16 protein-coding genes are annotated in these 20,928 nt (G+C 66.2%); 5 read left to right on the top strand and 11 right to left on the bottom strand.

All coding sequences use genetic code 11. From position 1 onward, the window contains the following. Nucleotides 1–16 precede the first annotated feature (16 nt). The 3 genes from ABIB38_RS18665 to ABIB38_RS18675 all read right to left on the bottom strand — a co-directional run bounded on the left by ABIB38_RS18665 (nt 17) and on the right by ABIB38_RS18675 (nt 3,249). Entirely contained in the window at nt 17–1,018 is a 1,002-nt protein-coding gene (locus tag ABIB38_RS18665; protein WP_429206142.1) for a fumarylacetoacetate hydrolase family protein, read from the bottom strand. Between the two features lie 224 nt (nt 1,019–1,242). Next, nucleotides 1,243–2,379 (bottom strand): phospholipase A, encoded by a 1,137-nt coding sequence (locus ABIB38_RS18670; RefSeq protein WP_429206144.1) that lies wholly within the window; start codon nt 2,377–2,379, stop codon nt 1,243–1,245. Nucleotides 2,380–2,532: 153 nt separating this feature from the next. After that, entirely contained in the window at nt 2,533–3,249 is a 717-nt protein-coding gene (locus ABIB38_RS18675) for a pseudouridine synthase (RefSeq protein WP_429206146.1), read from the bottom strand. Nucleotides 3,250–3,464: 215 nt separating this feature from the next. Here ABIB38_RS18675 and ABIB38_RS18680 point away from each other — a divergent pair, with 215 nt between their 5' ends. Further along, a complete protein-coding gene (locus ABIB38_RS18680) occupies nt 3,465–3,887 on the top strand; it encodes a hypothetical protein (RefSeq protein ID WP_429206148.1) in 423 nt (140 codons plus the stop codon). Nucleotides 3,888–4,238: 351 nt separating this feature from the next. Here the strand turns inward: ABIB38_RS18680 and ABIB38_RS18685 are convergent, their stop codons facing one another. The 4 genes from ABIB38_RS18685 to ABIB38_RS18700 are packed head-to-tail and all read right to left on the bottom strand — an operon-like array spanning nt 4,239 to nt 7,419. Further along, entirely contained in the window at nt 4,239–5,240 is a 1,002-nt protein-coding gene (locus ABIB38_RS18685) for a S49 family peptidase (protein ID WP_429206150.1), read from the bottom strand. Continuing rightward, nucleotides 5,237–5,647, bottom strand: a complete 411-nt coding sequence (locus tag ABIB38_RS18690; protein WP_429206177.1) for a Rieske (2Fe-2S) protein — start codon at nt 5,645–5,647, stop codon at nt 5,237–5,239. The genes ABIB38_RS18685 and ABIB38_RS18690 overlap by 4 nt, the downstream gene beginning before the upstream one ends. Before the next feature lie 16 nt (nt 5,648–5,663). Then, complete coding sequence (locus tag ABIB38_RS18695; protein WP_429206152.1) at nt 5,664–6,323, bottom strand: HAD-IA family hydrolase; 660 nt, start codon at nt 6,321–6,323, stop codon at nt 5,664–5,666. Nucleotides 6,324–6,381: 58 nt separating this feature from the next. After that, nucleotides 6,382–7,419: an RluA family pseudouridine synthase gene (locus tag ABIB38_RS18700; protein WP_429206154.1), complete on the bottom strand. Its 1,038-nt coding sequence runs from the start codon at nt 7,417–7,419 to the stop codon at nt 6,382–6,384. 656 nt (nt 7,420–8,075) lie between these two features. Here ABIB38_RS18700 and ABIB38_RS18705 point away from each other — a divergent pair. From ABIB38_RS18705 to ABIB38_RS18720, 4 genes are all read left to right on the top strand, one after another. Further along, nucleotides 8,076–11,306: an Rne/Rng family ribonuclease gene (locus tag ABIB38_RS18705; protein ID WP_429206156.1), complete on the top strand. Its 3,231-nt coding sequence runs from the start codon at nt 8,076–8,078 to the stop codon at nt 11,304–11,306. A gap of 249 nt (nt 11,307–11,555) precedes the next feature. Further along, nucleotides 11,556–12,668, top strand: a complete 1,113-nt coding sequence (moaA, locus tag ABIB38_RS18710) for a GTP 3',8-cyclase MoaA (RefSeq protein ID WP_429206158.1) — start codon at nt 11,556–11,558, stop codon at nt 12,666–12,668. Between the two features lie 33 nt (nt 12,669–12,701). Beyond that, entirely contained in the window at nt 12,702–14,585 is a 1,884-nt protein-coding gene (gene moeA / locus ABIB38_RS18715) for a molybdopterin molybdotransferase MoeA (RefSeq protein ID WP_429206160.1), read from the top strand. Between the two features lie 129 nt (nt 14,586–14,714). Continuing rightward, nucleotides 14,715–15,251, top strand: coding sequence for an REP-associated tyrosine transposase (locus tag ABIB38_RS18720; protein WP_429206162.1), 537 nt, complete (start codon nt 14,715–14,717; stop codon nt 15,249–15,251). Nucleotides 15,252–15,324: 73 nt separating this feature from the next. On the opposite strand, the gene rmuC is transcribed toward ABIB38_RS18720, so the two are convergent. From rmuC to ABIB38_RS18740, 4 genes are all read right to left on the bottom strand, one after another. Further along, entirely contained in the window at nt 15,325–16,656 is a 1,332-nt protein-coding gene (gene rmuC, locus ABIB38_RS18725; RefSeq protein ID WP_429206163.1) for a DNA recombination protein RmuC, read from the bottom strand. A gap of 8 nt (nt 16,657–16,664) precedes the next feature. Beyond that, nucleotides 16,665–17,090, bottom strand: coding sequence for a group II truncated hemoglobin (locus ABIB38_RS18730; protein WP_429206164.1), 426 nt, complete (start codon nt 17,088–17,090; stop codon nt 16,665–16,667). 145 nt (nt 17,091–17,235) lie between these two features. Further along, a complete protein-coding gene (locus ABIB38_RS18735; protein WP_429206165.1) occupies nt 17,236–19,767 on the bottom strand; it encodes an ABC transporter permease in 2,532 nt (843 codons plus the stop codon). Nucleotides 19,768–19,788: 21 nt separating this feature from the next. Continuing rightward, nucleotides 19,789–20,796, bottom strand: coding sequence for an adenosine deaminase (locus ABIB38_RS18740; protein ID WP_429206166.1), 1,008 nt, complete (start codon nt 20,794–20,796; stop codon nt 19,789–19,791). Nucleotides 20,797–20,928: the final 132 nt, after the last annotated feature.

Genomic DNA, 20,928 nt, shown 5'->3' on the forward strand with positions numbered 1-20,928 from the left:
GGCGAAGCCGCCGACCCTACGGGGATCTCAAGGTCTGCTCGATCGCGCCGAATAACGATTTGCCGTTCTCATCGAGCATCTCGATGCGCACCGTGTCGCCGAAACGCAGGTACTGGGTGACGGCCGCGCCGCCATCGAGTATTTCTTGCCAGCGCTGTGTGGCGATGCTGGCGTAGCCCGGCGTGTGGCGGCGCGTCGCGCGGTTCGCCATCACGCCCGCGCCGACGATGGTGCCCGCCTCGACCTTGCGGCTGCCGGCCAGCGCCGCCAGCAGTTGCGGAAAACTGAAGACCATGTCTTCGCCCGCTTCCAGGGTCCCGACCGGATTGCCGTTCCATACCACCCGCAACGGCAGCGCGGCCTTGCCGCCGCGCCAGGCCTCGCCCAGCTCGTCCGGCGTCACCGCCACTGGCGCGAAGGCCGTCGCCGGCTTCGCATGCAGCAGGCCCAGGCCGGCGGCCCGCTCATTAGCCACGATATTCTCCGCCAGGTTCTGCAAGGTGACGTCATTGGCAAGGAGCAGCAGGCGGATCTGTCCATGTGCCGCGTCCGGCGTCGCGCCTTGCGCCAGGTCGCCGCTCACGATCGCCAGTTCGGCGCCGAAGTCGATGCCCCACTCTTCGCGCGCCAGCACCAGGTCTTGCCGCGGCCCGAGGAGGCCGTCGCCGGCCGCCCAGGCCAGCTGCGGCGCGTCGCGCCAGGCCGCCGGCAGTTCGGCGCCGGCGGCGCGGCGCTCCAGTTCGTGGTGATGCAGGTAGGCGGCGCCGCACACCCGCCCGCTGGCGCGCGGCAGTGGCGCCAGGCAGCGGGCCGGATCGAAGTCGAACGGACGACGCGCCCTGCCCTCGTTCAGCTGGCGGTACAGGACGTCGAGCTGGGGAGCGATGAAGGCCCAGTCGTCGAGGGCGGCGCGCAGGCTGGGCGCGATGCCGTCGGCGACGTGGCCGGTTTTCAGGTCACGCGACACCACGGCCAGCTGGCCGTCGCGGGTGCCGTCGTCGAGCGTGGCGAGTTTCATGAAAGGGGCCTTTAGAACCTATCCCGGTAGGTGGGAGGAAGTTCATGTCGATGCATGGCGGGCGTGAGCAAGGCGCGAGGAGGCCGCATGGCGAGCCATGCAACGACGAGGTAGCATGGCATGGGGTGCCATGCTACACAGCACCTGCCTGCCAGGCGCTCTCGGCCCGACTCTCACCTACCGGGATAGGTTCTCAGTGCGAGCCCGCCATTCTACGATACGGCTCAGTACTTGACGATCACGCCGGCGCCGAGGACGCGCTGGAAGTAGTTATAGTCGATCATGCTCTGGCCATAGCCCGAGAAGGCGTGGATATAGCCTTTGACCGGGCCCGCCAGCGGGAAGGCCCAGCCGAGCTGGACCGCGCCCTTGTCGGTGCTGAAGTTACGCCGCACCATGGCCGAAAGCTCGTGGCCGCCACCCAGGCGGTAATTGCCTTCCAGTTCGAAACGGCCCATGTAGTCGACGATGTCCGGATTGTCGTCATCCTCGTTCGACTCATTGATGCGTTTCCACATCTTGGCCGTCATCGTCAGCGGACCGCGTTCCAGGCCCAGCTGGGCATACACGCGGTTCCAGCTGCGCGACAGTTCCGACGACTGGCCATTCGACTGGTGCACGAAGCCCAGGTTCAGGAAGCGCACGTTGACGCCCGCCAGCGCGAAGTCGAGCGGCGTCACCGCCATGACTTCAGGCTGGTAATTCGTCTCGCGGAACGGGCTGGAAGCGCGGTGGTTGGCCGCCTGCCAGAAGCTGTTCTGGGTGTAGCCGAACCAGACGTCGACCGGCAGTTCGAACAGCGTCTCGACCATCTTCATCTTGAAACTGAGCTGGAACTCCAGCTCGGCCTTCGACAGGCCCTCGGCATCCGGATCGGAGGCCAGGAAGTCGCGGTACGGCTCTTCGTTCGGCCGGTGGGTGCGGGTCGCCATCAGGTAGCTCGGGCGGTGCGGACGGAACTTGAACACGCCGCGCTTGTCACGCGCGTCGAGCTCCCAGTGGCTGCTCAGCGTGTACTGCGACGCGGCCTGCACGACGGGGTCGACCGAGGCGGTCTGGTCCACCGCGCTGCTGCGCGGCGCGTCGAACGCGCCCTGCGCCACCGGCGCCGTGGTCGGCACCGGCGGCACGGCGGCCGGAGTAGCGGACGTGGCAACCGCCGCGCTGGCCGGACCAGGGCCGGCGGCGGACGCCTCCTGGCTGGCGGCAATGCCGTCGAAGCAGGCCAGGCGCTGGCTGCCTTCGGCGATGGCGGAGCATGCCGCCAGGGTTTGCGGTGCGGTCTGGGCCAATGCCGGCAGGGCCAGCAGGAGCGGAACCAGGGCGATGGCATGAGAAAGTTTCGGGCGATAGGCGTGCATATTTATTGTTTTATATCATAACGTTCGTGCAGCAACTGATGTTCAGTTGCCATCGCGCGTAAGTGTCGCGGAAATTTCTTATTGATGTCGCACGTATTGCATCCAGGCATGCGAATATCGCCCGCCCTGCGCCCCGCCCTGCTCGGAGAGCGTTCAGGCCGGCGCCAGCAGGTCGAGCTGGGCCTGGTCGAGGAAGCACCATTCGCCCTCTTCGAGGCCGAGCGATGCCAGGGTCAGGCCGCCGATTTGCGAGCGGTGCAGCGCGCTGCAATGGTTGCCGGCGGCGGCCAGCATCCGCTTGACCTGGTGGTATTTGCCCTGTTCCAGGACGATCTCGAGGGTATGTTCGCCGCGCTGGACGCAGGACACCGCCTTCAGGGGCGCCGGCTCGTCGTTCAGTTGCACGCCGGACAGCATCTGGGCGACCAGTTCGGCGGTCACCGGCTCGGCGGTCGTGGCCTGGTACACCTTGGGCACATGGCGCTTGGGCGAGGACTGGGCGTGGATGAAGGGGCCGTCGTCCGACATCAGGAGCATGCCCGTGGTGTCGTGGTCGAGGCGGCCGACCGGCTGCACGTCGCGCCAAGTGAACTGTTCCGGCAGCAGGGTCAGCACGCCCGGATGGTGGCTCGGTTTCCGCGAACATTCGAAATTGGCCGGCTTGTACAGCGCGATATAGACGTGCTCGCGATAAGGCCACGCTTCGCCGAACACGGTCAGGACCAGGCCGTCGGTGTCGAAGGTGGCCTTGTAGCTGTCGACGGTTTCGCCATTGACGGCGACGTCGCCGTCTTCGATCAGCGCACGGCAATATTTGCGGGTGCCGAATCCCTGCGATTGCAGGATACGGTCTAGGGACAATTTACTCATGGGCCGAGACTTTACCAGATGCGCGCGCCCCTTTGGGAAAGCATTGCCGGCCAACTTTGTTACCGTTACCTCGGACCCATTTTGCATGCCTACGTTCATTTGAGCAGTATCAAGCCTGCTGAGATTCGCATTGATAGACTTCAACACGTTAGGAATCCGCCTAACGGCAACTAGGGCGTCTTTGATCGAGGGGCGGCCGTAGCCAAAGGATAGGAATGAACGTGAACGACGATCTCAACCCAGTGAATGGAAAGCTTTCCGCGGATGAGGCCCATTGTGCGCGCCAACGGCTCGCCCAGGACCATGCGGCGCTTTTCCCCACCCGACTCGCCATGGCGCGTTGGTCCGGCGGCGGCCTTCCGCACCTGCACGGCGGCCTTCCAGCGCTACGCGCCGCCTGGTATGCCCGCACCGTGCGCGACCACCAGGCTTGGCTCGACCGTGGCGGTTTTGCCCAGCACGACGACATGATACCGTTGCGAAAACCGACCATGTGGCACCCACCGAAGGTGAGCTTGCCACAAGGCGCATTGACGGTTCAGCAACAAGACAGCCATTCCCCGACGCAGCAGAATTCGCAGTCACCGTGCCGTTCGGATCGCGATGGCGATGCCCGTCAGTGCGGCACTTATACCTGAACCGGCACGCCTCCTGGCAGGACGCCAGAGGCACCCCGATGAGACCGGGAAAACAGGGCGACGGAAAAACTGGAAGAGCGCAGCAGGCGTCCCGATCAGGTGGCGTCGATGAGTTATAAATGGAAACGACGGCGCAAGGCCGTCGTTTCCGTTCCTGCGGCCGGCACGCCATGCGGCAAGCCTCCGAGGGATGTACTACCGTGAGGAATGGAATTCTCTCGAAAACCGCAGCACGTGCGGTGGATAGCGTGTCGCCCTCCGGGCCGATCGAAGCGTCTGCCTCCCCGCCCTTGCTGCTCACGCTACCGTTCCACTATAGCCATTTGCCGTCTGTATTCAAGGACAAAATGCTCAGCGCAATTTCGGCACGGCTCCGTGGTAGGCCGCCTTGACCGCGCTTTCGCCGACCGCGGCGCCAAACTTCTTGAGCACCCTTTCCGGCAAGCCTTCGTGCGCCGTGTAGTCGACGATGTCCTCGGCCTTGACGATGTCGCGCGCCACCGTGTCGACGGTGCCGAAGGCGTCGGCCAGGCCCATGTCCACCGCCCTGGCGCCGGTCCAGTACAGGCCCGAGAAGGTTTCGGGGGTCTCCTTCAGGCGCTTGCCGCGCCCGGCGCGCACCACGGCAATGAATTGCTGGTGGATTTCATTGAGCATCTCCTGGGCATGTTCGCGATGCTTCTCGGACTGCGGACTGAACGGATCGAGGAAACCCTTGTTCTCGCCGGCCGTCAGCAGGCGCCGCTCGACGCCGAGCTTGTCCATGGTGCCGGTGAAGCCGAAGCTGTCCATCAGCACGCCGACCGAACCGACGATCGAGGCCTTGTTGACATAGATGCGGTCGGCCGCCGAGGCGATGTAGTAGCCGCCCGAGGCGCAGATCTCGTCCACCACCACATACAGGGGTTTATCGGGGTAGCCGCGCTTGAGGCGCTGGATCTCGTCCACGATGATGCCGGCCTGTACCGGGCTGCCGCCGGGGCTGTCGATGCGCAGCACGACCGCCGCCGACCCGGGGTCGGAAAACGCCTTATTCAGCGACGGGATCACGGTGTCGGCCGCGCCGCTGCCTTCCGCTTCGATTTCGCCGTTAATTTCGATCAGGGCCGTGTGGCGGCCCAGGTTTTCGACGTCGCCGCTGCCAAAATTGAAGTCGTAGTATGCCCACAGCGCCAGCAGGGCGACGCTGAGGAAGCTCAGTTTGAAGAAAATGCTCCAGCGCCGGGCGCGGCGCCGTTCCTGGACGGTGGCAAACACCAGTTTCTCGAGCGTTTCGCGCTCCCAGTTGCCGATCGTCGGATGCGATGCGAGCCGGCTGTCGCCGGGTTGGTCATGGCTCGTTTGGTCACTCATAAAGTCGAATGGGGGGTCGAAGGCGAGCGCTGTTCCTGCGCAGGGGCGCGGAACCGCTCGTCGGGCCGCCAGTATATCTTGCCCGCGCCTTCGTGTACGGCGATCGGATGCAGGCGCCCACCGCGACACGGACCGCCGGCGCACCTGCCGCTGCCGGGCTCGTAGACCGCGCCGTGGGTGGCGCACATCAGGTACTGACCGCCGGACTCGAAGAACTCCCCTTCCCTCCAATCGAGCTCGACCGGAACGTGGGCGCAGCGGTTGAGGTAGCCATACACCTGACCGCCGTGGCGGATCACGAACCCGGTGGCCGGCTGCCCCCAGGCCAGCAGCGCAAAGCGCATGCCACGGCCGCCATCGAGCAAACCATCTGCATCGCACACGAACAGGGATTCATCTTCCGCCATCTGCGCGCTCGCGGATTCAGGCATGCGCGAGCAGCCAGGCATGCAGCTCGGGGATCGAGCGCGCCGAGAACAGCGGCTGGCAAGCCTGCAGCTGGGCCACCGGATGCGCGCCGAACTCGACGGCAATGCCGGACGCGCCAGCATTGCTCGCCATCATGAGATCATGGGTGGTGTCGCCGATCATCACCGTGCGGCGCAGGTCCTGGCCCAGTTCACGGGTCAGTTCTTGCAGCATCGCGGGATGGGGCTTCGAGAATGTCTCGTCCGCACAACGGGTAGCGTCGAAGATCGACAGCAGGCCGGTCGCGTTCAGCGCCCGGTTGAGACCCACCCGGCTCTTGCCGGTAGCCACCGCCAGGAAGTAGCCCTCGTTGTCAAGATCGGCCAACATCTCCCGAACGCCCTTGAACAGTACCAGTTCGTGGTCCTTGGTGAGAAAGTGATAGCGGTAGCGCTCGACCATGCGCGGGTACATGGCCGGCTGGATGTCCGGCATCGCCGCCTGCATCGCCTCGGCCAGGCCGAGCCCGATGACGTGGGCGGCCGAAGCGTCGCTCGGGACCGGCAGGCCCAGGTCGCGCGCCGCCGCCTGGATGCACTTGACGATCGCCGCCGTGCTGTCCATCAGCGTGCCGTCCCAGTCGAACACGATCAGATCAAATTGTTTTCTTGCCATTGTTTAGCGGCAGCCCAAGGCGCCGGTCTCCGTCGTTTTTTGATCGTCCAAGCGTCTATCATGCATCTGGCGCCCTTATGCCGGGCGCGCCCAAGCTTATCAGGAACCGCTCGCATTCTTCCGGCATCGGCGCGCGCAAGGTCATGCGCTCGCCGCTGTCCGGGTGGGTAAACGTGATCTGGTGCGCGTGCAGGAACATGCGCTTGAGCGCCCCGCGTCCCGCGCCAGCCTTGTGCAACTGTTTATTGAAGGCGAAGTCGCCATACTTCTCGTCGCCCAGGATCGGAAAGCCGCTCGACGCCAGGTGAACCCGGATCTGGTGCGTGCGGCCCGTCTTGAGTTCGGCTTCGAGCAAGGCGAAATCATGCCATTTTTTTAATAGATTGAAAATGGTATGCGCTTCCTGGCCGCCCGCCTGGACCACGACCCGCTTTTCGCCATCCGCCGTCGTGTATTTATGCAGCGGCAATTTGACATGCTGGCGCTTGTTTTGCCAGTCGCCCTTCACCGCTGCGAAGTAACGCTTGTCGGTCGTCCCGTCGCGCATCTGGTCGTGCAGGTGGGTCAAGGCGCTGCGCTTTTTGCCGATCAGGAGCAGGCCCGAGGTTTCGCGGTCGAGCCGGTGCACCAGTTCCAGGAACTTGGCTTGCGGCCGCGCCGCGCGCAGTTGCTCGATCACGCCGTAGGACACGCCGGAGCCGCCATGCACGGCCACGCCGGCCGGCTTGTTAATGACGAGCAAGTGCGCGTCTTCGTACACGACCGGGAATTCGGTGCCCGGCACGGTCTCGTTGCTGGCTTTCTCGGCGACGCGGATCGGCGGGATGCGGACCATGTCGCCCTCGGCCAGGCGGTACAGCTGGTCGATCCGGCCCTTGTTGACGCGCACTTCTCCCGAACGGAGGATGCGATAAATATGACTCTTCGGTACGCCTTTGCAGACACGCAACAAGTAGTTATCGATACGCTGTCCGGCGTCTTCTTCGCCGATTGTGACAAATTGCGCCTGCAGAGCCTGTTGTGATGAAGGGGGAACAACACCGTTTTGAATCGCCATTCGCTCTGTCTTCCCAGAAATTCTCTCTAAGTCCTTCATTTTGAATATATAATCGACAGGCGGCGGTCAAACCTCTGCTGGTGTAAGAATTAAAACGATATTTTACACAGGGGCGCGCTCCATCGGCCCCGCTTATTGCAAATTCGATGGAAAGTAACGTGTACGCACATCCTTGCGCCGATCAAGGTTGCACCTGCAGTTGTAATCGGGTTGCGCGCAGAGATGCAGGATTGGATTGTCAGGATTCTTAAGGATAAGTACCGGCAAGCAAATCTTGCTTGTCGGGTGATGGTGTCGATAACGCTTGTCGTTTTCGCCAGGCTAGACGCGAGGTCCTCCTCCAGACTTGTGAGTCAGGCTGTCTTTTCGCCTCCAGGTCCTGGACGGTCGTCGGCGTCGAGCCGGGCTGGTTTTAGCACACCCCCCTCGCTCCGCTGTGCCACCCCAACGTGGTGGCAGGCGGCCAGCGCAGGTCGCGGCGTGCATGGACAATGACGTTCGGCCCCACAGCGCCCCGTTGCGGCAGCGACCCGGTGTTTACTCGCGGTTTCATTCGCGATGATCACTGTTTCCAGCTGCATCGCACGCTACGGGCATTCCCCTCTCCTGGATTCCCATCCCCGCATACATCCCTGTAGCTGCGCCGCCCGCGAGGGCGGCCATCACACGGCCCACGGGTCGCGGAGTTTATAAAAATGAAACGCATGTTGTTTAACGCTACGCAGCAAGAGGAGCTGCGCGTAGCGATTGTCGACGGTCAAAAGCTGATCGACATCGATATCGAGACCGCCGGTCGCGAGCAACGCAAGTCCAACATCTACAAGGGTGTCATCACCCGCATCGAACCCTCCCTCGAAGCCTGCTTCGTCTCCTACGGCGAAGACCGCCACGGATTCCTCCCCTTCAAAGAAGTCGCCCGCACGTATTTCCGCGAGGGCGTCGACGTGCGCAACTGCACCATCAAGGAAGCGCTGAAGGAAGGCCAGGAAATCATGGTCCAGGTCGAGAAAGAGGAACGCGGCAACAAGGGCGCCGCCCTGACCTCGTTCATCTCGCTGGCCGGCCGCTACCTGGTCCTGATGCCGAACAATCCACGCGGCGGCGGCGTGTCGCGCCGGGTCGAAGGCGAAGAGCGCCAGGAACTGCGCGAGACCATGGACAAGCTCGACCTGCCGCAAGGCATGTCGGTGATCGCCCGCACCGCCGGCATCGGCCGCAACGTCGAAGAGCTGCAGTGGGACTTGAACTACCTGATGCAGCTGTGGCGCGCGATCGAAGGCGCCGGCAAGTCGGCCTCTGGCGCCTTCCTGATCTATCAGGAGTCGTCGCTGGTCATCCGCGCCATCCGTGACTATTTCCAGCCCGACATCGGCGAAGTCCTGATCGACACCGACGAGATCTACGAACAGGCCCAGCAGTTCATGAGCCACGTGATGCCCGACATGGCGCACCGCGTAAAGCGTTACAGCGATGACGTGCCGCTGTTCTCGCGTTTCCAGATCGAACACCAGATCGAGACCGCGTATGCGCGCACCGTGCCGCTGCCATCGGGCGGCGCGATCGTGATCGACCACACCGAAGCCCTGGTCTCGATCGACGTCAACTCGGCGCGCGCCACCCGTGGCTCGGACATCGAAACCACCGCCTTCAACACCAACTGCGAAGCGGCCGACGAAGTCGCCCGCCAGCTGCGCCTGCGCGACCTGGGCGGCCTGATCGTGATCGACTTCATCGACATGGAAGTGGCCAAGAACCAGCGCGAAGTCGAGCAGCGCCTGAAGGACGCCCTGCACCACGACCGCGCCCGCGTCCAGATGGGCAAGATCTCGCGGTTTGGCTTAATGGAGCTTTCGCGCCAGCGCCTGCGTCCTTCGCTGTCGGAAGGCTCGCACGTGACCTGCCCGCGCTGCTCGGGCACCGGCCACATCCGTGATACCGAATCGTCGGCCCTGCAAGTCCTGCGCATCATCCAGGAAGAGGCCATGAAAGAGAATTCGGCCGCGATCCACGTGCAGGTGCCGGTCGACGTCGCCGCCTTCCTGCTGAACGAAAAGCGCGGCGAAGTGCTCAAGATCGAGAACCGCCACCGCATCACCGTGATCCTGATCCCGAACAAGCATCTGGACACCCCGCACTACAAGCTCGAGCGCATCAAGCACGACGATCCACGCCTGGAAGACGCGCACGCCAGCTATGCGATGGCCGAGACCGCCGACACGGACATGGCCTACGCCAAGCGCCAGAAGGAAGAAGCCAAGCCGCGCCAGGAAGCCGTGGTCAAGACCATCACCCCGGCCCAGCCGGCCCCGGTGGTCGACCGCAGCGAGGCGGCCAAGCCGGCCAAAGCCGCCGCCGCTCCTGCCGCCGCCCCCGTCCCCGCTCCCGCTCCAGTCGAGAAAGGTTTCTTCGCCCGCCTGCGCGACTTCTTCTTCGGTAAACCAGAAGAACCGGCCCCGGCGCCAGTCGTGGCCGACAAGCCGGCCGCGCCGGCGCCGGCCGAGCGCGGCGACCGCAACAACCGCAACAAGGGTGGCCGCAACGGTGGCCGCAACGGCGAACGCGGCGCCAAGCCAGGCCGTGAGCGCGAAGAGCGCGACGCGGTTGCCGCCACCGCCCCCAAGGGCGCGCCGGGCGAGGAAGCCATCAAGGGTGCACCGGGCGCACAGGCCGACGAGGCCCGCGAAGGCCGCCAGCCGCGCCAGCCGCGCGAGCGCAAGCCGCGTGAACCGCGCGAACAACTGGAAGGCGCAGCGCGCGTCGAGGGCGCCGAGCGTCCCGATCGTGCAGAACGCGGCGGCGAGCGCAAGGAACGCCAGCCACGCCAGCCGCGCGAGCGCACCGAGCGTACCGAACGCACCACCCAGGCCATCGAAGCCAGGCTCGACGAAGTGAGCGTGAGCCAGGTCGTCTCGACCGCCACGGTGGCAGTGAGCACCAGCGGTCCGGAAGGCACCCAGGAAGTCGTGCAGCAGGTCGTCAAGTCGGTGACGACGATCGGCCCGGACGGCGAGGACCTCGAAGGCGAAGGCGACGAACCGCGCCGCCGCCGCCGTCGTGGCGGCCGGAACCGCAATCGCCGTGACCGCGACCAGATCGAGGGCGGCGAGGCGCTGGAAGGTTCGGACGAAGCGCCGGCATTCACCCCGGTAGCCGACGAGGAAGCCGCCAAGGTTGCCGCTGCCGCCAGGGCCGCGAAGACCAGGCCGGCGCGCGCCACCAGGCAAGATGCATGGCCGTTCCCGACCGCGGCGTCGGTGGCCGCTGCGAAGGCGGCGCACGAGAAGGCTGCTGCGCCTGCGCCGGTCGCACCGGCGCCGGTTGCTGCCGAGCCGATCCCGTTCCCGACGGCAGCCTCGGTTGCTGCTCAGCAGAACATGTTCCCGACCGCGGCATCGATAGCTGCTCAGCAGAACATGTTCCCGACCGCAGCGTCGGTGGCTGCGGCGCATGCCGCGGTCGAACCGGCCCCGGCCCCGGCACCAGCTCCAGCTCCAGCTCCGGCCGAACAGCCTCCGGCTCCGGCCGAGCAGGCGCCAGTGGCGCAGGCGGCGCCAGTGCTTGCTCCCGTGGTCGAGACCGCGCCGGTGGCTGCACCGGTCGCCGCGTCGGCGGTCGAGACGGCTCCGGCAGCCGCACCGGCCATCACCGTCGCGCCGACGCCAGCCGCCGCGCCTGCGGCCAGCGCGCCGGCGCCCGGCGCGGCCCTGGCCGCAGCGCCGGTCGTCACGGCGGCGCCGGCCGAAGCACCGGCCAAGCTCGACGACGTGCTGGCCCAGGCCGGCCTGCAACTGGCATCGACCGACCCTGAAAAACTGCGCGCCGCGCAGGAAGCTTCCGTGGCAACCCCGGTTCGCCTGGGCCGCGCCCGCAAGCCGGTCGCCGCGCCGGTCGACGAGCCGCTGGTGCAGGTCGATACGCGCCAGTAAGCCCCGGTTAGCTGTCCCGGCAGGGCGATCCCGCGCAGGCGGGAACCCAGGTTCGCAAGCGCTGCACGGCGCCGCCAAACCTGGGTTCCCGCCTCGCGGGATGTCTTTTTTGGCGCCGCCCAACAAGACGTTCGCAGACTCACGGATCATGTCGCATTCACTGAACGCATTCACTGAGCGGCATGCTGTATCCACCCCGTTCCCCAAGCGTCACGGGCAGCTTCATCAGCCCCGTGCTATCGTACTGAAATGGCTGAAAAAATCATTCTGATCAACGACCTGCGCTCGTCCGCGCTGCGGGTCCCGGCCGTGCCTGAAGCGCCGACTGGCCTGCTCAGCGACGCGCTCGGCCGGCCCCTGCACGACCTGCGCATCTCGGTCACGGACCGCTGCAACTTCCGCTGCGTGTACTGCATGCCGAAGGAAGTCTTCGACAAGGATTACCAGTACCTGCCGCACGGCGAGCTGCTGTCGTTCGAGGAAATCACGCGCGTGGCGCGGCTGTTCATCGCGCACGGCGTCGAAAAGCTGCGCCTGACGGGCGGCGAGCCGCTCTTGCGCAAGAACCTCGAGCGCCTGGTCGCGATGCTGCGCGCACTGCCGACGCCGAGCGGCCGTCCGCTCGACCTGACGCTCACCACCAATGGCTCGCTCCTGGCGCGCAAGGCGCAGGCGCTGAAAGACGCCGGCCTGGACCGCGTCACGGTCTCGCTCGACGCGATGGACGACCAGGTGTTTCGCAGGATGAATGACGTCGACTTCGCCGTCGCCGACGTGCTGCGCGGCATCGACGCCGCCCACGCGGCCGGCCTGGGGCCGGTCAAGGTCAACATGGTGGTCAAGGGCGGCACCAACGACGACCAGATCCTGCCCATGGCGCGCCACTTCAAGGGCACGCCGACCATCCTGCGCTTCATCGAATTCATGGACGTCGGCGCCTCGAACGGCTGGAACATGCGCGAGGTCGTGCCGTCGCAAGAGGTGGTGCGGCGCATCGCGGCCGAGCTGCCGCTGGTCCCCAGTGCGGCCAATTACGTCGGCGAGACCGCCTCGCGCTGGCGCTACGTGGACGGCGGCGGCGAGATCGGCGTCATCTCGAGCGTCACCCAGGCCTTCTGCGGCGACTGTTCGCGCCTGCGCCTGTCGACCGAGGGCAAGCTGTATACCTGCCTGTTCGCCACCCGCGGCCACGACCTGCGTGCGCTGCTGCGCGCGGATCGCAGCGACCTCGAGCTGTCGGGCGCCATCGCCCAGCTGTGGCGCGCGCGGGCCGACCGCTATTCCGAGACGCGTACCGCGGAAACGGGCATCGGGCAGCGCGACGGTGCGCGCAAGGTCGAAATGTCCTACATCGGCGGTTAATGCGGGGAGAATAAAAAAGACATGGAGACAGGGATGATCAGCGGACTGGTACTGGCGGGCGGGCGCGCCTCGCGCATGGGCAATGTCGACAAGGGCTTGCAGCCTTTCCGATCCAGCACCATGGTCGAGCACGTGCTCGCGCGCCTGCGGCCGCAGGTTGGCCCGGTGGCGATCAGCGCCAACCGCAACCTGGATACCTATCGCGCTTTCGACGCGACGGTGTTGCCCGATGAAATCGCGGACGGGGTGGAACCGTATCCAGGCCCCCTGGCCGGCCTGGAAACGGGCTTGCGCCACTGCGCGACGCCCTACCTGCTGGCCGTGCCCTGCGATTCACCGTTCCTGCCGCCGGACCTGGCATCGCGCCTCTTCGCCGCGCTGCAGGAGGCGGATGCCGACCTCGCCTACGCCGCCACCCGGGAGCCGGGCATGCGCACACAAGCGCATCCCGTGTTCTGCCTGGTGCGCGCGGACCGCTTGCCTGCGCTGACCTCGTACCTGGTCGAGGGCGGCCGCCGCGTCGACGGCTGGTATCGCGACCTGAAAGCGGTCGAGGTCGTCTTCGACGATACCGATGCCTTCCGCAACATCAATACCCTGGACGAGCTGCGCGGGCTGGACGACGCCGCGCCGCCCTTCCCTGCCAGTCTGGCCCAGGTAGCCAGCTGCATCAACGGCTACGATCCGGATGCCCTGCGCGTGCAGGACGCCCAGCGCATCATCCGTGATTTCGTGCAACCCGTGCGCGCGGTCGAGATGGTCGCGCTGCGCGCTTGCCTCGGCCGCGTGCTGGCGCGCGACCTGGTCTCGCCGATCGACGTGCCGGCGCACGACAACTCGGCCATGGACGGCTACGCGCTGCGCGGCGGCGACCTGCCGGCCGAAGGCGCCGTGACCCTGAAGGTGGTCGGCGTCGCCTATGCCGGCAAGCCGCTGGGATTGCGCCCAGGGCCCGGCGAATGCGTGCGCATCATGACCGGCGGCGTGATGCCGGCCGGGTGCGACAGCGTGCTGCCGCAGGAATTCGCCGAAAGCGCCACCGACGATACCGTCACCCTGCGCGCGGGCGCGATCCGTGCGGGCGACAACCGGCGCCTGGCGGGCGAAGACCTGAAAGCCGGCAGCGCCGCCCTGAAGGCCGGCCGCGTGATCCGCCCGGCCGACCTGGGCTTGTGCGCTTCGCTGGGCTTCGCCGAGATCCCCGTCCAGCGCCGCCTGCGCGTGGCCTTCTTCTCGACCGGCGACGAGCTGCGCTCGATCGGCGAGCGGCTCGACGAGGGCTGCGTGTATGACAGCAACCGCTACACGATCTACGGCATGCTGCAGCGCCTGGGCTGCGAGATCATCGACATGGGCGTGGTGCGCGACAGCCCGGAGGCGCTGGAAGAAGCGCTGCGCACCGCCTGCGAGAACGCCGACGCGATCATCACTTCGGGCGGCGTCTCGGTCGGCGCGGCCGACTACACCAGGCAGGTGATGGCCCGCCTGGGCGACGTCACGTTCTGGAAGATCGGCATGCGTCCGGGCCGGCCGCTGGCTTTCGGCCGGGTAGCGTCCAACGGCCGCAGCGCCTTTTTATTCGGCCTGCCGGGCAATCCGGTGGCGGTGATGGTCTCGTTCTACTTTTTCGCGCGCGAGGCGCTGCTGCGCATGATGGGGGCCGAGGCGCCGCTGCCGCTGCTGCGCGCGCGCAGCGTCGACGCGATCCGCAAGAAGCCGGGGCGCACCGAGTACCAGCGCGGCATCGTCGCGCGCGGCGCCGACGGCGAGCCGGAGGTGCGCATCACCGGATCGCAGGGCTCGGGCATCCTGCGCTCGATGTCGGAGGCGAACTGCATGGTGGTGCTGCACGATGGGCAAGGCAACGTCGCGGCGGGGGAGATGGTGGATATCTTGCCGTTCGAGGGGTTGTTCTGACGATCGCTGAACGCGTCGGCGGAGAACCCGCCGACGCTACCGTAGGGTTGGCGGCTCTGCCGCCGACGCGTTCGACACACATTTGATCTGCCACATCTGCTTGCCGGATCGCTTCTTTACGATCTCGGCATGGCCCGCTACCGCCGTGCCCTCGATGGCGCCACCTACTTCTTCACGGTTGTCACCTACCGGCGACGCGCCATCCTGTGCGACGAACCTGTACGCCTTGCGCTGCGGGCGGCTTTCGGACGCGTTCGTGCCCGCCTACCCTTCCATATCGATGCGATCGTCCTGCTGCCCGATCACCTGCACTGCATCTGGACATTGCCCGACGGCGACGTGAATTTTTCCGCACGGTGGTCGCAGATCAAACATCATGTCGCATTTGCTTGCCGGGATAAGTACGGAAATTTTACGGTGACGGCCGCCCAGCGGCACCGCCGAGAAGCGCCGATATGGCAACGAAAATACTGGGAACACCGGATTCGGGATGAACGCGACATGGAAAAACATGTCGATTACATTCATTACAATCCGGTCAAGCACGGATTGGCCACGTGCGCCGCGTCATGGGAATATTCATCGTTCAACCGATATGTCGAGAACGGGGTTTATCCAACCGACTGGGGTGGGACGGATCAAGCGCGCAAAATGACGTTGGAGTGATTTACGAGCAGGTTGAACGCGTCGGCGGCGGAGCCGCCAACCCTACGGAAGCGTTCATCCTTCGGATTTAAAATCAATCGTCCCGCTCCGACTCATCCGGCCCCAGCATCAACTGCGCCGCCTCGCTCGGCAACGCCTCCACCGATTTCAACTTGCGCGCCATCTGACGGCTGCGTACCTCGGCGCTCTCGATGTTCTTGGCCGCCTTTTCCAGTGTCAGCTTGGTGGTGGCCAGCACGTCGCCGAACTTGGTGAACTCGGTCTTGACCGCCCCCAGCACCTGCCACACCTCGGACGAGCGCTTCTCGAGCGCCAGCGTGCGAAAGCCCATCTGCAGGCTGTTGAGCAGCGCGCTCAGGGTCGACGGGCCCGCGATCGTCACCCGCAAAGTGCGCTGCAGATCGTCGGCCAGGCCGGGACGGCGCATCACCTCGGCGTACAGGCCCTCGGTCGGCAAGAACAATATGGCGAAGTCGGTCGTCTGCGGCGGCGACAGGTATTTGTCGCAAATGGTGCGCGCTTCGCCCCGCACCGCCCGTTCCAGCTCGGCGCCGGCGCGCGCCACGCCCTCCAGGTCGGCCTGGTCGCTCGCCAGCAGCAGGCGTTCGTACTGCTCCTTGGGGAACTTGGCGTCGATCGGCAGCCATAGCGGCGCACCGCCGTCGACCACGCCGGGCAGCTTGATCGCGAACTCGACCCGCGCATTCGATCCGGCCACGGTCTCGACGTTCTTGGCGTACTGGTCGACGGTGAGCACTTGCTCGAGCAGCATCTCGAGCTGCACCTCGCCCCAGGTGCCGCGGGTCTTGACGTTGGTGAGCACCCGCTTCAGGTCGCCCACGCCGATCGCCAGCTGCTGCATCTCGCCCAGGCCCTGGTGCACTTTTTCCAGCCGCTCCGACACCTGGCGGAACGATTCGGAGAGGCGCGTCTCCAGCGTCGCATGCAGTTTTTCGTCGACCGTCTGGCGCATCTCTTCGAGGCGCCTGGCGTTGTCGGTCTGGAGATCGCGGATCTTGGTTTCCAGCGTGTTGCGCACTTCGAGCATGCGCTGGGCGTTCGATTCGGTGAGACTGCCCAGCGTCTGCTGCAGGGTGTCGGCGAAGCGCTTCAGCGCGCGCGCCTGTTCCTCGCGCCCGCTGCTCGAGTGCAGCTGCATCTGCTGGCGCATGCTGTCGAGCTGCTGGACCGTGGCGCTCAGGTTCTGCGCCATGGACTGGGTCAGGTGGGCCGTCAGCTCCTGGCGCGTCGACTGCGCGCTCGATTGCAGCTCCTGGCGCAGCTCGCGCTCCAGGCGTTCGACATGGTGGCCGTCGCCGCTGCCGCGCATGCGCAGGAGGACGGCCACCAGCAGTCCGGCCACAATGACGAGGCCGGCCAGGATGAGGATGTCGGCAACGGTCATGGCGCCGCTCAATCGGGTTTGTTGCGCATCCAGTCCGCGGTCTGGAAGAAGGAATTCATCATGCGCACGCGCAGCGCGTCGTCGTAGCCCAGGTCTTCCATGGCCCACGCCATGCAGCGCAGCCACTGGTCGCGCTCCTTGCTGCCGATCGCGAACGGCAGGTGGCGCGCGCGCAGGCGCGGGTGGCCGTAGCGCTCGATGTACAGGTTGGGGCCGCCCATCCAGCCGGACAGGAACATGAAGGTTTTCTCGCGCGAGCCGTCGTTGGGCACCGGGTGCATGGCGTGGATGCCGGCGAATTCCGGCTCCAGCTGCATCAGGTCATAGAAGCGGTCGACCAGCGCGCGCAGGCGCTCGCCGCCGCCCATCATCTCGTACAGGGTCTGGGATTCGGCCTGCACGTCGGTCTGTGTTTCGGTGTTGTGTTCGGACATTCCGCCATCATAGCGTAGGGTTGGCGGCTTTGCCGCCGACGCGGCGATGGTTGGCCGAAAAATTATCCGGCACGACATCGGCGCCGATAACAATCACCGCGTCGGCGGCCGAGCCGCCAACCCTACGTCGGGAGCCAAGCCCGAATCAAGCTTCGCGCAGCGTCTGCAACGGCGGCTGCCGTAGCACCCCGCGCAGGCCCAGCCAGCCCCCCACGATCGCGCACAGCGCGCCAACCAGCAGGCCCGCGACCCATACGCCCGGTTCGAACACCCAGGGGAACTTGAACTGGTAGGTGGCCAGGGCCCAACCCAGCGCCGCCGCGCCGCTCGCCGCCAGCAGGCCGGCCAGGCCGCCCACCAGCACGAACTCGATGCGCTGCGCCTGCGCCAGTTGCTGGCGCGTGGCGCCCAGCGCGCGCAGCAGGCCCGCCTCGCGCGTGCGCTCGGATTGCGACCCCATCAGCGCCGCATACAGCACCAGCACGCCGGAAGCGAGCGTGAACAGGAACAGGAATTCGACCGCCGTCACCACCTGGTCCAGCACGTCCTGCAGCTGGCGGATGATGCCCGAGACATCGATCACCGTCAGGTTCGGATGGTTGCGGGTCAGCGCATTGCCCAGGTTCGCAGCATCCGGCGGCAGGTGGAAGGCCGTCATGTAGGTGGTCGGCGCATCCGCCATCGCCGCCGGATTGATGATGACGAAGAAGTTGGCGCGCATCGAGCCCCATTCGAGCTTGCGCACGCTGGTGATCCTGGCGTCGACCAGCAGGCCCGCCATGTCGAAGCGCATGGTGTCGCCAAGCTTGAGGCCCAGGCGCTCCATGATGCTCTGCTCGACCGAGGCCTCGGCCACGCCGGGCGCGTCCTTGAACCACTCGCCCTGCACCACCTCGTTCGCCTGCGGCAGCACATCCGTGGTCGACAGGTTGAATTCGCGGTTGGCCAGGCGCCGCGCCTCGCCGTCCTGGAAGGTGTCGCGCGTGATCGGGTTGCCGTTGATGGCCGTCAGGCGGCCACGGATCATCGGGTACAGCACGGGTTCCTTGACGTTGGCCGCGAGCAGCTGGCCTTCGACGTCCTGCTTTTGCTCGGGCAGGATGTTGATCACGAAGCGGTTCGGCGCATCGGCTGGCGTGGCCAGTTGCCAGGCCGCCATCAGGTCGCCGCGCACCACGGTCAGCAGGAGCAGCGCCATCAGGCCCAGCGCCAGCGACACCACCTGGACCACGGTGGCGCCGGGCCGGCGCTGCAGCGACGTGACGGCGAAGCGCCAGGCCTGGTTCTTGAACGCGCCGCGTATCCGGCGCAGCCCTTGCAGGCCGAGCCAGGCCACCAGGGCGAAGAAGGCGAAGCCGCCCAGGAAGCCGCCGGCGGTGATCAAGGCCAGGGTCGGGTCGCCCGCCTGCCACAGGAGCAGCAGGAAGAACACGCCGATGCCCAGGCCGTAGGTCGCCAGCGCGGCCGGCTGCGGCGCGCCCTGCTCGCGCCGGATCACGCGGTTGTGCGGCACGTTGCGCAACTGGAGAATCGGCGGCAGCGCGAAGCCGACCAGCAGCAGCATCCCCGTCGCCACGCCCTGCAGCGCGGGCAGCATCGACACCGGCGGCAGCTCGGTCTTGATCAGGGAGGCGATCATCTCGAGCAGCACGAAGTGGGCGCCGAAGCCGACCAGCACCCCGATCACGCTCCCCAGGAGGCCGATGAAGGCGAATTCGAGCAGGTACAGCACGGTGACCTGGTTCTGGGTCAGGCCCAGGCAGCGCAGCATGGCGCAGGCGTCCAGGTGGCGGCCCATGAAGCGGCGCGCCGCCATCGCCACCGCGACCGCCGCCAGCATCGCCGACAACAGGCCCACCAGCGACAGGAACAGGCCGGCGCGATCGAGCGTGGCGCGCATTTCGGGGCGGCCGTTTTCCAGCGTCTCGATGCGCACGCCCTTGATATTGCCGGCGCGGATCTGCGCGCGCACCCACTGCTCGTAGTCGCGCACCGCGGCCATGTCGTTCGCGTCCTTTGACGCGACCATCAGGCGGAAGCTCACGCGCGCGAAGTCGTCGATCAGGCCGGTGGCCTGCAAGTCTTCCAGCGCCAGCATCACGCGCGGCGCGAAGTTGGCGAACGAGGCGCCCTTGTCGGGTTCGGTGGCGATCAGCTGGGCGATGCGGAACTGGCTGTTGCCCAGGGTGAGCATGGCGCCGACCTCGGTGCGCAGCTGCGGCAGCAGGGCGGGATCGACCCAGACCGTGCCGCGCGCCGGCACCGCGCGCGTGGGCGTGCCCTGCGCGCCGGCGGCGGCGACCGGGTCCGTCGTGACGCTCATCTGGCCCCTCAGCGGATAGCCTGTCGACACCGCCTTGATCGACGACAGCTGGGCCAGCGAGTCGTCGCCCTCGCCGGCTTGCGCCATGCTCGGGAAGGTGACGGTCTCGGCCAGCAGCAGGCCCCGTTTCAGGGCTTCGTCGCGCCACGCCTGGCGCACCGGGTCGTCGGTATTGACCAGCAGGTCGGCGCCGAGCAGCTGGTGGGCGTCGCGGTCCATGCCGGCGCGCATGCGGTCGATGAAGAAGCCGACCGAACTCAAAGCCGCGACCGCGACGATCAGCGCCACCAGCAGGAAGCGCAGCTCACCGGCGCGCCAGTCGCGCGCCGTCATGCGAAGAGCCTGGACGAACATGGATTTCGCTCCTGTCTGGAATCAGGGGTTGCCGAAGAAGGCGTCGACTTCGGCGAGGAAGGCGCGCTTGCGCTCCGGGTCGATGAAGGCGGCCTGGAAGCTGTTGCGCGCCAGTTGGCGCGCATGGCGTTCATCCAGCGGCAGCGCGTCGAAGGCGGCGAAGTAGTTCTCGTTGACGTAGCCGCCGAAGTAGGCCGGGTCGTCCGAGTTGACGGTCACCGCCAGATTGGCGTCGAGCAGGGTGCGCAGATTGTGCGAACCCATCACGTCGAACACGCGCAGCTTGATGTTCGACAGCGGGCATACCGTCAGCGCCACCTGCTCGCGCGCCAGGCGCTCGACCAGGGCCGGGCTTTCCAGGCAGCGCACGCCGTGGTCGATGCGCTCGACCTTGAGCACGTCGAGCGCGCTCTCGATGTAGGCTGGTGGGCCCTCCTCGCCCGCATGCGCGACCAGGCGCAGGCCGAGCGAACGGGCGCGCGCGAACACGCGCGCGAATTTCTCGGGCGGGTGGCCGACCTCGGACGAATCGAGGCCGACGCCGATGAATTTGTCGCGGTAGGGGAGCGACTCTTCGAGCGTGGCGATGGCCTCGTCCTCGGACAGGTGGCGCAGGAAGCACATGATCAGGCTGGCGCTGAGCGGCGCGTCCCGGCAGGCGCGCCAGATGCCGTTGATGACCGTCTCGAACGGCACCCCGCGCGCGGTATGGGTTTGCGGATCGAAGAAGATTTCGGCGTGGCGGACATGGTCGGCATGGGCGCGCGCCAGATACGCCGCAGTCATGTCGTAGAAGTCTTGTTCCTTCAGCAGCACGCTGGCGCCGGCATAATAAATGTCGAGGAAAGATTGGAGATCGGTGAAAGCGTAGGCCTCACGCAACGCTTCGACCGAGCTGAAAGCGAGATCGACCCCGTTTCTTTGCGCAAGCTCAAAAATCAGTTCCGGTTCGAGCGAGCCCTCGATGTGGATGTGCAGTTCTGCCTTGGGCATGTTCTGCAGCAGATTGCGCAGGCGTTCGTCGAGCATGGTTTTCTCCAACAAGTACTTCAGTAAAGACGCAATAGTCCGGGTCAGCATGGCCCGACCGACAAGTGTAACGCATGCGCGCCATCCGCCTGCGCCATAGCGAAAATGGCTGCGTTCGGCTTAGTGACATGC

It is taken from the genome of Massilia sp. UYP11 (assembly GCF_050434805.1).
Taxonomy (GTDB): Bacteria; Pseudomonadota; Gammaproteobacteria; order Burkholderiales; family Burkholderiaceae_D; genus Telluria.